The sequence below is a fragment of the Streptomyces sp. SLBN-31 genome, from assembly GCF_006715395.1.
Taxonomy (GTDB): Bacteria; Actinomycetota; Actinomycetes; order Streptomycetales; family Streptomycetaceae; genus Streptomyces.
Window position 1 is genome coordinate 3,128,060 of record NZ_VFNC01000001.1, and the last position, 13,994, is coordinate 3,142,053.

The 13,994-nt window shown below is 71.9% G+C and carries 12 protein-coding genes; 9 read left to right on the forward strand and 3 right to left on the reverse strand.

The features are described 5' to 3' along the window. Window positions 1–32: 32 nt before the first annotated feature. On the forward strand, window positions 33–665 hold the full coding sequence (locus FBY22_RS14415) for an N-acetyltransferase (protein WP_142145712.1): 633 nt from the start codon (window positions 33–35) through the stop codon (window positions 663–665). A 15-nt stretch (window positions 666–680) separates the two neighbouring features. Here the strand turns inward: FBY22_RS14415 and FBY22_RS14420 are convergent, their stop codons facing one another. Then, window positions 681–2,357 (reverse strand): dolichyl-phosphate-mannose--protein mannosyltransferase, encoded by a 1,677-nt coding sequence (locus FBY22_RS14420; protein ID WP_142145714.1) that lies wholly within the window; start codon window positions 2,355–2,357, stop codon window positions 681–683. 102 nt (window positions 2,358–2,459) lie between these two features. Here FBY22_RS14420 and FBY22_RS14425 point away from each other — a divergent pair, with 102 nt between their 5' ends. Continuing rightward, window positions 2,460–3,017 carry an AAA family ATPase gene (locus tag FBY22_RS14425; protein WP_142145716.1) on the forward strand — a complete coding sequence of 186 codons (558 nt, stop codon included), beginning with the start codon at window positions 2,460–2,462 and terminating at the stop codon, window positions 3,015–3,017. A gap of 69 nt (window positions 3,018–3,086) precedes the next feature. On the opposite strand, the gene FBY22_RS14430 is transcribed toward FBY22_RS14425, so the two are convergent. Next, a complete protein-coding gene (locus FBY22_RS14430) occupies window positions 3,087–3,398 on the reverse strand; it encodes a glycoside hydrolase domain-containing protein (protein ID WP_142145717.1) in 312 nt (103 codons plus the stop codon). A 387-nt stretch (window positions 3,399–3,785) separates the two neighbouring features. On the opposite strand from FBY22_RS14430, the gene FBY22_RS14435 reads away from it, so the two are divergent. The 3 genes from FBY22_RS14435 (at window position 3,786) to FBY22_RS14445 (ending at window position 8,134) form a co-directional block, all read left to right on the forward strand. Next, window positions 3,786–4,574, forward strand: a complete 789-nt coding sequence (locus FBY22_RS14435; protein ID WP_260844835.1) for a maleylpyruvate isomerase family mycothiol-dependent enzyme — start codon at window positions 3,786–3,788, stop codon at window positions 4,572–4,574. Window positions 4,575–4,727: 153 nt separating this feature from the next. Beyond that, the gene (locus FBY22_RS14440; protein WP_142145721.1) at window positions 4,728–7,730 is read left to right on the forward strand and encodes a glycosyl hydrolase; all 3,003 of its coding nucleotides are present in this window, start codon (window positions 4,728–4,730) and stop codon (window positions 7,728–7,730) included. Between the two features lie 167 nt (window positions 7,731–7,897). After that, window positions 7,898–8,134: a LamG-like jellyroll fold domain-containing protein gene (locus FBY22_RS14445; protein ID WP_142145723.1), complete on the forward strand. Its 237-nt coding sequence runs from the start codon at window positions 7,898–7,900 to the stop codon at window positions 8,132–8,134. A gap of 15 nt (window positions 8,135–8,149) precedes the next feature. Here FBY22_RS14445 and FBY22_RS14450 read toward each other — a convergent pair whose 3' ends face one another. Further along, window positions 8,150–8,683: a DoxX family membrane protein gene (locus FBY22_RS14450; RefSeq protein WP_142145725.1), complete on the reverse strand. Its 534-nt coding sequence runs from the start codon at window positions 8,681–8,683 to the stop codon at window positions 8,150–8,152. 206 nt (window positions 8,684–8,889) lie between these two features. Between FBY22_RS14450 and FBY22_RS14455 the strand changes: the two genes are divergently transcribed. From FBY22_RS14455 to FBY22_RS14470, 4 genes are all read left to right on the forward strand, one after another. Then, window positions 8,890–11,037: a DUF1996 domain-containing protein gene (locus tag FBY22_RS14455; RefSeq protein ID WP_399211104.1), complete on the forward strand. Its 2,148-nt coding sequence runs from the start codon at window positions 8,890–8,892 to the stop codon at window positions 11,035–11,037. 68 nt (window positions 11,038–11,105) lie between these two features. After that, entirely contained in the window at window positions 11,106–11,558 is a 453-nt protein-coding gene (locus FBY22_RS14460) for a flavodoxin family protein (protein WP_142145727.1), read from the forward strand. 473 nt (window positions 11,559–12,031) lie between these two features. Further along, window positions 12,032–12,391 carry a DUF485 domain-containing protein gene (locus tag FBY22_RS44860; RefSeq protein ID WP_260844985.1) on the forward strand — a complete coding sequence of 120 codons (360 nt, stop codon included), beginning with the start codon at window positions 12,032–12,034 and terminating at the stop codon, window positions 12,389–12,391. Next, window positions 12,385–13,977, forward strand: coding sequence for a cation acetate symporter (locus FBY22_RS14470; protein ID WP_142145731.1), 1,593 nt, complete (start codon window positions 12,385–12,387; stop codon window positions 13,975–13,977). Before FBY22_RS44860 ends, FBY22_RS14470 begins: the two co-directional genes overlap by 7 nt. Window positions 13,978–13,994: the final 17 nt, after the last annotated feature.

The following is a 13,994-nucleotide window of genomic DNA, read 5'->3' on the forward strand; positions in this document are numbered from 1 at the left end:
TGGGAGCGCTCCCAGAGCGTCAGGATGCTGGGGTGACCCCGACTCCCATCGTCCGTCCGTACCGGCTCGAGGACCGCGAGGCCCTCGACGACATCTGCGTCCGTACCGCCCATGTCGGCCAGGACAGCCGGGGCGTCCACGCGGACCCCTCGATCTTCCCGGCGACCTTCGCGGCGCCCTACGTCCACCTGGAACCGGAGCTGGCGTTCGTCCTCGACGACGGTCACGGGCAGGCGGTCGGCTACATCCTGGGCACCGCCGACACCCCCCGCTTCGTCGCGGAGTTCCGAGCCAAGTGGCTGCCCCTCGTCGCGGAGCGCCACCCGGAGCCCGCCGGGCCGCCGGAGACCCCCGACGAGGCGATCGTCCTGCTGCTGCACCGGCCCGAGCGGATGATCGTCCCCGAAGTCGCCGCCTACCCCGCCCACCTGCACATCGACCTGCTCCCCGACTGGCAGGGCCGCGGGCACGGCCGTGCGCTGATGCGCACCTTCCTGCAGGCGCTGCGGGACCGGGACGTGGCGGCGGTCCACCTCACCATGGTCACGGCCAACACCCCGGCCCGGGCCTTCTACGACCGCATGGGCTTCCACGAGATCGAGGTGCCCGACCCCGGCCCGGTCACGTATCTCGGGCGCACGACGGGGGACTTGGACGCCCTGTGAGGTGCCGTACGGCCGTCAGATCCAGGTGTCCAGCCACATCCGCGCGTGCCAGTCGGCGTAGGGGATCGCCCGGCCCGCGTACAAGGGGAAGAAGTAGATGAAGCTCCAGGCGATGAGCAGCACCAGTGCCCCCGCGGCCACCGCGCCCACCACACGCCGTCCCTCACTCGACCGCGGCGGTCCCAGCAGGGCGCCCACCAGCATCGCGACGGCCAGACACAGGTACGGCACGAAGGCGACGGCGTAGAAGGAGAAGATCGTCCGGTCCTGGAAGCCGAACCAGGGCAGGTAGCCGGCCGCCACCGCGCACAGCACGGCCCCCGCCCGCCAGTCGCGGCGCAACGCCCACCGGAAGAGCAGGTAGACCAGCGCGGCGCAGGCCGTCCACCACAGCAGCGGCGTGCCCAACGCGAGGATCTCCTGGGGGCAGGGGGAAGTGCCGTGACAGCCCTGCTGCCCCGGCTGCGGGGTCTCGTAGTAGAAGGACACGGGACGGCCGAGGATCAGCCAACTCCAGGGATTCGACTGGTACTTGTGCGGCGAGTGCAGGTTCACGTTGAACTGGTAGACGAGGTACTCGTAGTGCCACAGGCTGCGCAGCGGGGCCGGGACCCACCCCCAGGGGCCGCCACGGCCGTCCGCCCAGTGCCGGGCGTAGCCCTTGGCGGACAGGAACCACCCCGTCCAGGTGGCCAGGTACGTCACCAGGGCGACCGGTATCAGGGACAGCACGGACCAGCCGAGGTCCCTGCGCAGGGCCGAGTGGTACGGGCGGTGCGCGCCGGCGACCCGGCGTGCGCCGACGTCCCACAGCAGGGTCAGAGCGGTGAAGAAGACCAGGAAGTACAGGCCGTTCCACTTGCTGGAGGCCGCCAGCCCCAGGAACACGCCGGCCGCGAGCCGCCACGGGCGCAGGCCCAGGCGTGTGTGCGTGCCCGTGTCGTGGTCGGGCCCGGCCGAGCCGTCCTCGCGCGGCGGCAGCGCGGCCGCGAGCCGGGCCCGGGACCGGTCGCGGTCGATCAGCAGACAGCCGAACGCCGCCAGCGCGAAGAACATGACGACGATGTCGAGCAGCGCGGTGCGGCTCATCACGAAGTGCAGACCGTCGACGGCCATCAGCGCCCCGGCCAGGCAGCCCAGCGCCGTGGACCGGAACAGCCGGCGCCCGATGCGGCACAGCATGAGGACCGACAGCGTGCCGAGCACCGCCGTCATGAACCGCCAGCCGAACGGGCCCAGCCCGAACAGCCCCTCCCCGAGGGCGATCACCCACTTGCCCACCGGCGGGTGCGCGACGAAGGAGGCGGTGTCGGAGAGCGGGACGACCTGAGGGTGGGCCAGGAGTTGCGGGTCGGCGATCTTGCGGTCCGGCCAGGTCCCCTCGTAGCCGAACCGCAGCATCGACCAGGCGTCCTTGGCGTAGAACGTCTCGTCGAAGACGACCGCCCGGGGCTGCCCCAGCCGCCAGAAGCGGAGCACCCCGGCGAAGACGGCCACGAGGACCGGCCCGAGCCAGCCCATCGCGGCGCCCGTCCGAGAGGTGGGCCCGGGGAAGGGCGGCACCAGACGTTCGCGGGTGTCGGGTCGGGGGAGGGCCAGGTAGCCGAACCGCCGCAGTCGCTCGGCCCATGCGGTGGCCTCGGGCACGACGGCCGTGCGCACGTCTTCGTCGACGCCGGTGTCACTGGTCATCCGGTCATCGTAGGGAACGCGCGTACGAGCCGTGACGATCTCCCGGACAGTGACAGCGCTGATCCACAACCGCCGTGCCACGGCGTCTGTTTCACTGGGCGGATGCTCTCCCGTCCCGCCCTGATCGTCGTCAGCGGCCCGCCCGGAAGCGGCAAGACGACCCTCGCCCACGAGCTCGCCCGCCTGGTGGGCTGCCCGGCCGTCTGCCGGGACGAGATCAAGGAGGGCATGGTCCACGCGACGCCCGGCTTCGTGCCCGGCCCCGGGGACGAGCTGAGCACGCGCACGCTGTCCACGTTCTTCGACGTCCTCGAACTGCTCCTGCGGGCCGGCGTGACCACCGTCGCGGAGGCGGCGTTCCAGGACCGCCTCTGGCGCCCCGGCCTGCGACCGCTGCTGGACCTCGCCGACATCCGTGTCGTCCACTGCCGGGCGGACGCCCGCGTGGTGCTGCACCGCAGGCGCCGGCGGCTGCGGGACAGCCCCCTGCGGTGGGCGCACGCCGAGCGTTCCTACGACGATCCCGCACAACATGCCCGCGACTACGCCGCGTTCGACCGGGTCTTGCTCGACGTGCCGTCCCTCGAGGTCGACACCACGCGCGGATACGACCCCGCGCTCGACGAGATCGCGGCGTTCGCCTCCGCCCGCCGCACATGACGGACGGCCGCCGTGGTCACCGCTGTCCACGACAGCCGCCGTCCGCCCTCAATCAGGTTGCGGGGCAGCTCACTTCGGCAGCGTCCCCGGGTTCGTGGCCCACTCGGTGTTCGGCTCCACGGCCAGCCGGAAGTCGAGCCGGCCACCGGTGCGCAGCAGACCGGTGTCCGTCCAAGACCGTTGCAGTGGAAGCCCGTTGAGCCGCACGGCGTCGATGTACTGGTGCCTGTCGTCGGCCGCCGGCGCGGTGATCACCAGGTCCGCCCGGCCCGGCCGGTCCACCACCGCGGCCGGGAAGACCGGTGCGCCCAGCAGGAGGGTCGCGGTGCCCGGCGTCTGCGGATAGACGCCGAGGGCGGAGAAGACGTACCAGGCGGACATGGTGCGTGGTGCGGCGGGGGTGCCGCGGGGTGGCGGGCGGTCGGGGTGAACGGTGCCGCCGGGGCGCGTCGGGGCGTCGACGCCGGGGGCCGGGCCGCACGGTTCCCCCGGAGCCCCGCCGCCGGGCGCGGGACCGCCGCGGGCGCCCGCACCGGCACATGGTGGCGGCCCCGACTTGACCTATGGGCGCGGGAGCCTCGGCGGCGGGGCGGGGGACCACAACGCCGACCGCGCCGAGTACCGCGGGAGCTTCTTGCGTGCGCGCACCGGCCGCCCGGCAGTGGCCCGGCCCGTACCGACCAGGCGGGACCGACCCGGGCACCCCCACCGCCGGCGGCCCGCGCCGCGGCCGACCAGCCGGCGGGCCCAATGCCCCATGATGTGCTCGTGACTTCGCTGACCTTCGAGCACTACTGTCACCAGATCGTCGCCCAGACCGACCTGCTCAGAGATCAGGTCGGAGGGGCGGACACCGGAATCCCCGTGCCGACCTGCCCCGGATGGGACCTCGGCCGGCTGCTGCGGCACGTGGGTGGGGACCATCGCTGGGCGGAGGAGATCGTCCGGACGCGGGCCGTCGACCCCGTCTTGGACGACGGCGTCAACGACCCCCAGGCGTATACCGGGTTGGACGGCTCCACGCTCGACGGCTGGCTGGGTGAGGGCGCTGCCCGGCTCGCCGCCACCTTGCGCGGTACGGGGCCGGACGTGCGGGTCTGGACCCCGGCCGACGGCAGTGTCGTACCGCAGTCCGCCGGGTTCTGGGCCAGGCGGATGACCCATGAGACGGTCGTCCACCGGGCCGACGCGGCGTTCGCGGTCGGCGACGGGTTCACCCTGGAGGACGGGTTGGCGGTCGACGCGGTGGAGGAGTGGCTGGAGTTCTCGACGGTCGCCGAGGCGTATGAGCCGGGGCCCGGCACCCCCGGTCTGCTCGGGCCCGGCCGCTCGCTCCGCCTCGACGCGCCCGGCGCCGGGCAGTGGTTCGTCGACCTCACCGGAGACCGGCCCGCATGGCACGCCGGGGCCGGGCGGGCCGCCGTGGTCGTGCGCGGACCCGTGACGGACCTGCTGTTGTTCCTCTACCGCCGCCCCGCGCCGGCCGTCGAGACGCGCGGTGACGCGGCGCTGCTCGAACTCTGGCTCCGCCGCACGGGGTTCTGGCTGGAGGCGTAGCCGTCGAAACCGACGTCTCGCGGCATGTGTTCGGTCCTGCCCTTGGCGATCACTTGCCGCCGACCCCTTGACCTTGGGCGAGCCACCGACCTAACGTTCCGGCGTTTACATCGGTTTGAAACGATTCAATCCACCGACTCCAGGGGCACACCCATGCACGAACTCGTCTCGCGCGGCGGGATGTCACGCCGCACGGTCCTCGCCACCGGACTGGCCGTGGGGGCCGTGGCCGCCCTCGGCACCGTGTCGCCCGCCGCGGCCGCACCGGCCGCCGGTGCCGAACCGGGCCCGGCCGCCGACTGGTTCGCCCGGCCCGCGCGGTCCGTGCGCCCCCGGTTCCGGTGGTGGTGGCCGGACGGCCTCGTCGACCCGGACGAGATCGCCCGCGAGATCGACCAGATCGCCGACGCCGGCTTCGGCGGCGTGGAGATCGCCGGTGTGCACCACAGCATCAAGGACAAGTCGGTCCTCGACACCGACCACCACGGGTGGGGCAGCCGACCGTGGCTCGACGGTGTGGAGGCGGCGCTGCGCCGGGCGGCGAGACGCGGCCTCACCGTCGACCTCACCCTGGGCCCCAGCTGGCCCGTGGCCGTCCCCGGTGTCGGCCCCGACGACGAGGCCGCCGCCCAGGAACTCGCCTACGGGCGGGCGTCGTTGGCCGGCGGAGCCACTTACCGGGGCCCGGTCCCGCCGCCCGCGCACGCCCCCGCCTCCGGCGTCACGCGCCGGCGGCTGCTCGCCGTCCAGGCCGCCCGCGTCGCACCGGCGAACTCCACCCGCAAGGAGACCGGCCTCGACCTGTCGACGGTCCGCGACCTCACCGCGACCGTCGCCGACGACGTCCTGAGCTGGACCGCGCCCACCGACGGCGACTGGGTCCTGATCTCCTACTGGCAGCGCGGCTCCGGCCAGCAGCCCGAGTCCGGCCCGCACACCGCGCCCGCCGCCTATGTGGTCGACCACTTCAGCCCGGCCGGCACCGCCGCCGTCACCGGCCACTGGGACGACATGCTGACGCGTGACCTGCGGCTGCTCCTGAAGGCCGCGGGCGGTTCCTTCTTCGAGGACTCCGTGGAACTGGAGACCGACGGGCTGACCTGGACCACGCGCCTTCCCGACGCCTTCCGTGAACACACCGGGCGAGAGCTGCTGCCGTACCTCCCGGCGCTCGTCCTTGACAAGGGAAACCAGGTCTTCGCCTTCGAGGCCCAACTCACCCGGCAGATCAGACACGACTTCTGGGAGACCGTCTCCGGCCTCTTCAACCGTCACCACCTCGGCGCCCTGCGGGACTGGGCGCACTCGCTGCACATGACCCTGCGCGCCCAGCCCTACGGCCTGCAGACCGACGCCATCGCGTCCGCGGCGCTCCTCGACATCCCCGAGGGGGAGTCCCTCGGCTTCAAGAACCTGGACGACTTCCGCTGCCTGGCCGGCGGCCGTGACATGGCCGGACGGACGGTGCTGTCCTGCGAGGCGGGCGCCTACAACGGCTCCGCGTACAGCACGACCTGGGACCGCTTCCTGCGCACCATGGGCGGCGCGTACGCGGCCGGCGTCAACCAGACCGTCGTCCACGGCTTCTCCTACGCCACCGCCCCCCAGGTGAGCTGGCCCGGCTTCGCGGCCTTCAGCCCCTACAACGGCGCCCCCGGGTACGGCGAGTCGTGGGGACCCCGGCAGCCCACCTGGGACCACGTAGAGGACATCTCCGGTTACCTCGGCCGCGTGCACCAGGTACTCCAAGCCGGCACGGCCAGGGCGGACGTCGCCGTCTTCCGGCAGACCGGCTACACGGCCACCGGCATCGGCGCCTCCTGGTTCACCTTGACCGGCATCCCCCTCGGCTGGACCCACCAGTTCCTCAGCGGTCCCCTGCTGGACCTGCCCGGCGCCACCGTGTCCGACGGCCGCCTCGCCCCGGACGGCCCCGCCTACAAGGCGCTGTTCGTCGAGGGCGACTTCTTCTACGGCTCCACGTCCACGCTCGCCCTCGCCGACGCCCGCAAGCTGCTTGGGCTCGCCCGGCGGGGACTGCCCATGGTCCTGCTCGGCGCCTTCGACCAGACCCTCACCCCCGGCGTGCCCGCCGACGGCGAGAGAGCCCGACTGCAAGGTGTGATGGACGAGTTGCTGGCACTGCCGCATGTCACCCGGATCACCGACAAGACCGCGGTCGGCGACGCCCTCGCCGGGCTCGGCGTCAGCCCCGACGTCCGGTACGCCACCGCCTCCACCCTCCTCAACGCCCACCGGGCCACCGAGGAGGCGGACTTCTACTACCTGTGCAACGGCAAGCACGCCGAGACCGTCAAGCCGCCGGTGGCCGCGATCGACCACGACGTGACCCTGCGCCGCACCCGGGGGAGGAAGTCGGTGCCGTACCTCCTCGACGCGTGGACGGGCCAGGCCGTGCGGCTGGCCCGCTACACCGAGGACGGCGACGACGTCACCGTGCGGGTCACGCTCCAGCCGGGCGAGACGATGATCGTGGCCCTCGGGCGGCCCGGGTTGTTCGGCGACCGCAACGGCGACCGCCCGCACGCCGTCACCTCCGACGCCGACACCGTGCTGTTCACCGAACGCGGCCTGACCGTGCGGGCCGGCGCCGGGGGCACCTACACCACGCGCCTGTCCCAGGGGCGCACCGTCGCCACCACGCTCCCGGCCGTTCCCGACGCTGTCGTCCCGAGCCGGTGGCAGCTCGACGTGGACGACTGGACCCCCGGCTCCACCCCGACGCGCACCGAACACGTCCGGCACACGGTGACCCTGGACGCCCTCGCCCCCTGGTCGCGTATCCCCGAACTGGCGGACTCCGCCGGTATCGGCCGCTACCGCACCACGGTCTTCCTGCCGGAGCACTGGACCTCGTCCCACGGCGCGGTACTCGAACTCGGCCAGGTCAGCGACACCTGCCGAGTGACCGTGAACGGCACGCGCCTGCCCCCGGTGGACCGACTGCACCCCGTCGTCGACATCGGCCGCCACCTCCGGGGCGGCGACAACGTCATCGAGGTCGAGGTCGCGACCCCGCTGATCAACCGTCTGAGGGTCGCGCAGTCGGCGGTCTTCGGCACGACGGCCCGTCAGGACCACGGCCTGGTCGGCCCCGTGCGGCTGGTGCCCTACGCCCAGGAGGCCGTGGCCTGACGGCGTCCGGGGGCGCACCGTCCCTCGGTGCGCCCCGGACGCAGTACCCCTGTCGCCGGACAACAGCCGTCCCGTCGGACACTGCCCACTCGGCGGCGACACGGCGGAGCCGAACAGCGCATCGACGCCGGCCCGTTGCCCGCCGACCGCTGGGTGCACGTCGCTGGGTGCACGTCGCGGTCACCTACGGCAGCGGCACGGCCGTCCTCCACGTCGACGGCCGCGAGACCGGCCGGAACGCGCGCATCATCGTGGAGCCGCGGTACTTCGGCAACCACATCCGGGCCGCGTCCATCGGCAGGTCCCAGTACGACGACCCCTGTTCGAAGGCCGCGGTCGACGACTTCCGTGTGTACGGCAGGACGCTGACCGCGGCCGAGGGCGCGGAACTCGCGCGGGCCTGACCGGCTCCCCTCCCGTCAGCGCGGCAGCTTGGCCCGCAGACCGCCGGCCACCGCCGCCGGACGGGCGGTGGCACGGGCGGTACGCCGCACCAGGTGCGCCTCCCGGCGCGCGCCCCGGGCGGCGTGCCGTCCTCGCCACAGCAGCGACGGGGCGCCGGCGGTGTCGTCGGCGGCGATCAGCAGACCGCCCAGCATGGACAGGTTCTTCAGGAAGTGGATGCGCTGCTGGGCCCGGTCCCCGGGATCCTCCGCCTCCCAGAAGCGATGGCCCGCCAGCGTCGTGGGCACCAGCGTGGCCGCGAGGGCCAGCGAGGACAGCCGGGGCAGCCGGCCCAGCCCCAGCAGCACGCCTCCCACCACCTGGACGGCGCCGCTCAGCCGTACGACCCGGTCGGTGCGGTCCGGCAGCGCCGACACACGCTCCGTCACCGGCCGCACCACCGGCTCGGCGGCCGGGGCGACCTCCTCGGGGGCCCGCAGGCTGTTCAGGCCACCTGCCACGAACATCGAGGCGAGCAGGGGACGGCCGGTCATGCGCAAGAGACTCATGGCGCTCTCCAGACGTGTCGATGCGGACGGCACCACCCGGGTTCCCGGTCCGGACGGCCGCAATCGACACCTCGTGTCACCAGCGGGATCGAACATCTTCTGAGAGGTTTCTATGAATTCTTGAGGCGATTGAACACTCCGGCGCCGCCGTCCGTATGGGGCGAGGGATTTCCATGCCGACCGCCGGAAGCAGTAGGAGAACACTCGTGGGACGCAACTCGCGCAGACGCCCGACAGGCCCACGCCGGGCCACGTTCGCGGCCATGGCCCTGATGCTGGGCGGCGGCGGACTGATCGCGGCCAACGTCTACGCCTCCGCCACGGAGGACGGCTCGGGGGCCCAGCAGGGGACGACGTTCAGTGCCACGGGTGGCACGATCGACTGCCCCGACGTGGGCAGCAAGCTGACCGAGGTCCCGGACAAGGCCAGGCCGGACGTCGACAAGGATTTGGCCGCGCTGGACCAGCAGATAGCGCAGGCATACCAGCAACTGCAGGCGGCGACGCCGCAGCAGCGCCAGGACAGCGGCTACACCGACGACAAGGTGATGAAGCCGCTCGAGGAGCAGCGGGGCCAGACCCTCGACAGCATCGGCGCCGCCATGGACCAGGCGGGCGGCAAGTCCGACGGCCTCGACTCCATGGCCGACTGCTCGATGCGCACCTGGAACGGCCAGGACGGCGGCCAGAACGCGGGCGACTCCCAGAACAACGGCCAGAACAACGGGAGTTCCCCGAGCGGCCAACCGCAGGGAGGCCAGCAGAACGGAAACGGCGGCCAGGCCGGCAACGGACCGGTCGCCGCCGACTACCAGGACATCAACACCGTCCAGCCCAACTCCCCTGCCCCGGACCTGAGTTCCTTCGCCTCCAAGGGCACCTTCACCACCAGCTGCGGGGTCAACGCCAACGGCCTGCGCAACTCGGACAACGTGATCGTGGCCCCCGGTGTCAGCAACGGCGCCCACCACTTCCACGACTACATCGGCAACCAGTCCAACAGCGCCTTCGCCAGCGACGACGACCTGGCGAAGGCCGACACCAGCTGCGAGAACGAGGGCGACAAGTCCACGTACTACTGGCCCGTGCTGCGCCTGCAGAACGGCACCCAGGAGCAGGACGCGGACAAGCCGGGCGGCGGCACCGAGGGCAACGCCGGCCAGATCGTCACGCCCAAGCAGGTCACCATGACCTTCATCGGCAGCCCGCGCAGCAAGGTCGCGGAGATGCCCCGCCTGCTGCGCATCATCACCGGCGACGCGAAGGCCTTCGTCAACGGCCCGGCCAATGCCAACGCCGCCTGGAGCTGCACCGGCTTCGAGGACCGGCAGCTGAAGGACAAGTACCCGCTGTGCCCGCAGGGCAGCGACGTGGTGCGCACCTTCCGCTTCCAGAGCTGCTGGGACGGCCGCAACATCGACAGCGCCAACCACCGCACCCACGTGGCCTTCGCCGACGCCTCGGGCGCCTGCCCCAACGGTTTCGAGGCCATTCCGCAGCTCGTCCAGCGCATCGTCTACGACGTCAAGGCGCCGAGCCTGCAGGACGGCGGCAAGACGACTCCGCTGTTCGCGGTGGACTCCTTCCCCGAGAACCTGCACAAGCCGGTCACCGACCACGGCGACTTCATCAACGTCTTCGACGAGGGCCTGATGAAGGAGATGGTCTCCTGCATCAACGGCGGCCGTAACTGCGGCGCCGGCACCGGCGAGGACCCGGGCGGCTCGGGCGGTTCCGGTGACACGGGCGGCAACGGCGGCGGTGGAAACGGCGGCAACGGTGGCTCGGGGGACAACGGCGGCTCCGGCGGGGGCGCGACCGAGTCGCCCTCCGTGCAGCCGACGGACCAGCCGTCCGAGCCCCCCTCGCAGGAGCCGACCGCCCAGCCCTCGCAGGAGCCCACCGAGCAGCCCACGCAGGACCCCGCCAAGGGGAACGACGGCAAGGGCGACGACGGTTCGGGCAAGGGCGACCAGGGCGGTTCCGGTGACGGGGCGTCGCAGCCCGCGACCGCCGCACCGCAGACCGGTCAGCCGGCCGACGACGAGCCGAGCGTGTCCAGCACGTCCGTGCCCAAGGTCTACGGGAAGTCCTCGGCCTCCAAGAGCGCCTCGGCCGCGCCGGCGAACAGCGCCCCGGCGGACAACGGCGGCTCCGGCGGCGGTTCCGCGCAGTCCGAGGCCTCGGGCGGGAACGACGCGTCGGCCGCGGGCCAGACCGAACCCCAGGCGGTCCAGGGGAATCTGGCCGAGACCGGTACGAGCCTGTGGCCCGCCGCGGCCGGCACCGTCCTGCTGGTCGCGGGCCTGATCGTACTGGCCCGCTCGAAGCGCACCTTCCTGCGGCAGCGCTGAGGACGCGTTCGCGCGGGTGACACGCCCGCGCTTGCGCGGGTGAGGCACGAAAGGGCAGGGTGCGGGATGTGCCCACCCTGCTGATCGTGCACCACACGCCCTCGCCGAACTGCCAGGCCATGCTGGAGGCCGTCGTCTCCGGTGCCACCGCGCCGGAGATCGAGGGCGTCGACGTGGTACGGCGGCCGGCACTGTCCGCCTCCGCGGCGGACGTGCTGGCCGCCGACGCATGTCTGCTGGGGACCCCGGCCAACATCGGGTACATGTCCGGGGCACTCAAGCACTTCTTCGACCAGATCTACTACCCCTGCCTGGACGCCACCCAGGGCAGGCCCTTCGGCTACTACGTGCACGGCGGCAGCGACGTCACCGGTGCCGTCCGTGCCATCGACACCATCACCACCGGGCTCGGCTGGCGTCGTACCGCGAGCCCCGTGACCGTGACCGGCGAGCCCGGCAAGGCCGACATCGAGGCCTGCTGGGAACTGGGGGCGACACTCGCGGCCGGGCTCATGGGCTGACCGTGCCGAACCCCACTTGCCTGCGCAGCATTTGAGACAGCCTGCCCGCGGAAATGGTATGGACTATCAATGCCCGTCCTCCTTTTCGCTGGCCGAGCGAGTCCCACTGCGCCGCGCGGAGTGTGGGAATGAGCCACCCGCGGAGAACCACCCCACCGTGCGATTGATTCTTCAATGGTGACGCTGCCATACTCCGGCTTCCGGCCGGGATCTTACTGATTCCCGCCCTTGCATCCGGAAAGCGGCAGTTCCGGATTCACCGATCCCCCACAATGTCCGCACGGGAAGCGATTCCAGCATGCCTCTTCCGTCTCCGTCTCTGCCTCTGTGAGCTGGACTTTCGACCTTTCGACGGAATTGCGTGCGCGGCCCGAAGCAGCGAAGAAGGTGCTCTGGTGTCAAGGAACCATGAAGGATTCGAACCGCCCCCGCGATTTTCCACCGCTACTGCCGATGAACTGCAACGGCGGGCGATATCCGGCAATCCAGAGTTTCAAACCCTGAAGCGCGCGCAGCACCGCTCCGGCGTGGCAATGGCGGCGATCGCCGTCGGCGGCTTCCTGCTGTATGTGCTGCTGTCGAGTTTCACGCCGGGCCTCATGAACAGTTCCCTCAGCGGCCATCTGACACTCGGACTCGCCCTCGGGCTGGGGCAGTTCGTCCTGATGGCCGTCATCGCCCGGCGCTACGTCGTCCACATGCGCACGCGCGTCGACCCGGTCGCCCGCGGCTTCCGCACCCAGCTCCACCGGCCGACCGCCGAGGGCCCCGGCCGTACCGCGCAGCACCCGTCGGTGCCCCGCCCGCGCACCGAGGAGTACCGCACATGGTGACGACCGGCGCCGGCGTCGTGGACCGGTTCAGTCTCCAACTGACCTTCCTGCTCTTCCTGTCCGTGGTCGTGGTCACCCTGTTCACAGCGCTGCTGCTCGCCCCGCAGCGCGACGAGATCAGCGAGTTCTACCTCGGCAACCGCGAGATGACCCCGCTGCGCAACGGACTGGCGATGTGCGGCGACTACATCTCCGCCGCCACCCTGCTGGGCAGCACCGGCCTGGTCGCCCTGACCGGCTACGACGGCCTCCTCTACCTGTGCGGCACCGCCGTCGCCTGGATGACGGTCCTGCTGCTGATCGCCGAACCCCTGCACAACGCGGGCAGGTTCACCCTCGGCGACACCCTGACGCTGCGTCTGTCGCAGGGACAGCGTTCGGTCCGCCTCGCCCTGTCCCTGTGCACCCTGGCCGTCACCACCCTCTACCTCGTGGCCCAACTGGTCGGCAGCGTCGCTCTGTTGACCCAGTTCACCGGCGAACCCAGCGCGGCCACGCGCACCCTGTGCGTGGTGGTGATCGGCACCATCGTGATCGTGTACGCCGCGATCGGGGGCATGCCAGGAGCGACGTTCATCCAGATCGTGAAGGCGGTCATGCTCATCTCCGGGATCGCGGTGACCGCGGTGATGGTGCTGAACCGCTTCCACTGGAACCTCGACGCGCTGCTCGGCTCGGCCGCCGACAACAGCGGCCTCGGCACCCGCTACCTGGAACCGGGCCTGCGCTACGGCGCCAGCACCGCCAGCAAGCTGGACTTCTTCAGCCTGCAGCTCGCCATCGTGTTCGGCCTGGCCGCCCTCCCGCACGTCATGATGCGGCTGCTCGCCCCGCGCACCACCCGGGTCCTGCGCTCCTCGGTGGTCTGGGCGATGGGCCTGGTGGGCTTCGTCTGCCTCGCGGCCGGCATCCTCGGCCTGGGCGCCACGGCCGTCGTGGGCCGCGCCACCATCGAGCAGACGGACCACAAGGGCGACTCGGCCGTACTGCTCCTGGCGCACCAGCTCGGCGGCGGAGTCCTGACGGCCCTGCTGTCCTGCCTGGCCTTCGTCACCCTCCTCGCCGTCGCCTCCGGGCTCACCCTCGCCGCGGCCTCCTCCCTCGCCCACGACCTCTGGGGCGAGGTCATCCGCAAGGGCAGGGCGGAGCAGACCGAGGAACTCGTCGTCGCCCGCCTCGCCGCCGTCGTCATCGGCGTTTTCGGCATGCTGCTGGCCCTGGTGTCCTGGGGCGCCAACACGGCGACGCTGGCCTTCCTCGCCTTCGCCATCGCCGCGTCCGCCATCCTCCCCACCCTCGTCTACACCCTGTTCTGGCGGCGCTTCAACGCGACCGGCGCCCTGCTCAGCCTCTGCGGCGGCCTGCTGTGCTCGGTGCTCCTCGTCGTCTTCTCCCCGGTCGTCTCCTCGACCCCGGCCTCCTTCTACCCGGACGTCGACTTCGCCTGGTTCCCGCTGCAGAACCCGGGCATCGTCTCGATCCCGGCCGGCTTCCTCCTCGGCTGGCTCGGTACGGTCACGGCGCGCCACGAAGCGCCCGACACCTACGACGAGTTCCAGGTGAAGGCGCTGGTCGGCGCCGAGTGACGGGCCCGCGCGAGCGT